This is a genomic window from candidate division WOR-3 bacterium, from assembly GCA_026418155.1.
Lineage (GTDB): Bacteria > Hydrothermota > Tepidihabitantia > Tepidihabitantales > CAIPLT01 > JAOABV01.
This window is the reverse complement of record JAOABV010000094.1, coordinates 1-944: the sequence shown is the minus strand read 5'-3', so window position 1 is coordinate 944 and position 944 is coordinate 1. Positions and strand designations below refer to the sequence as shown.

2 protein-coding genes are annotated in these 944 nt (G+C 35.2%); both read left to right on the top strand.

Annotated features, from left to right (window positions below; translation table 11 throughout):
• The first annotated feature begins 14 nt into the window (after positions 1-14).
• Positions 15-656 (top strand): ABC transporter ATP-binding protein, encoded by a 642-nt coding sequence (locus tag N2201_07440; GenBank protein MCX7786031.1) that lies wholly within the window; start codon positions 15-17, stop codon positions 654-656.
• Between the two features lie 12 nt (positions 657-668).
• The coding region (locus N2201_07435) for a twin-arginine translocation signal domain-containing protein (GenBank protein ID MCX7786030.1) at positions 669-944 on the top strand (276 nt) is incomplete at its 3' end.

Here is a 944-nt window from a genome sequence, read left to right as displayed (position 1 = left end):
TTTACAAATCTTTCCTGAGATTAAATAACCAAAGACTTGATATCATTAAAGGAGTTTCATTCGATTTAGAAGCCGGCAAAATTAGTATGATTGTAGGGGCTTCTGGTGCCGGAAAAAGTACGCTTTTACATATTCTCAGTGGACTTGATGTTCCGGATTCAGGAAGTGTCCTGATCAAAGGTACAGATATTTTTAAGCTCAATGACGAAAAGCTCTCTTCATTCAGAAATCAAAACATCGGTTTTGTTTTTCGGTTTCATCATCTTCTGCCCGAATTTGATGCAACAGAAAATGTAGCAATACCTATGATGATAAATGGCAAATCTCTTTCACAAGCAAAAAAGGAAGCTGAAAAAATTCTTGAATTAGTAGGACTGAGTGACAGAGCACATCATAAACCATCTGAACTTTCCGGAGGCGAACAACAAAGAGTTGCAGTTGCACGTTCACTTGCAAATAAACCATCAATTATTTTTGCAGATGAACCAACCGGTAATTTAGATTCCTTAAATAGCTCTACAATACATGACTTATTCCGTGATCTAAATAAAAATTTAGGAATTACTTTTCTTATCGTTACTCACAATCCTGAATTAGTTAAAATAGCAGATACACTTTTTGAAATGAAAGATGGTATTCTAACACAAAAAAAATAAAGGGAGCTGTCAATGAACAACTCGCGCAGAAAATTTTTGAAGAATGCATTAATCTCAGGTGCTGCAATTGGGTTATCTTCTGTTCCTTCTTTCAGTATAAATAAAGAAGGAAGAATTGAATTGACTGAATCATTATCAGAACAAAAGAAGAAGACAAAAAACGTAGTTGGATTAGCATGCGAACCAATAGATAAAGTCAGAATCGGATTTATTGGTTTAGGTATGCGCGGACCCGAAGCTGTAGCAAGAATGATGAAGATCGAAGGGACAGAAATAAAAGCATTATGT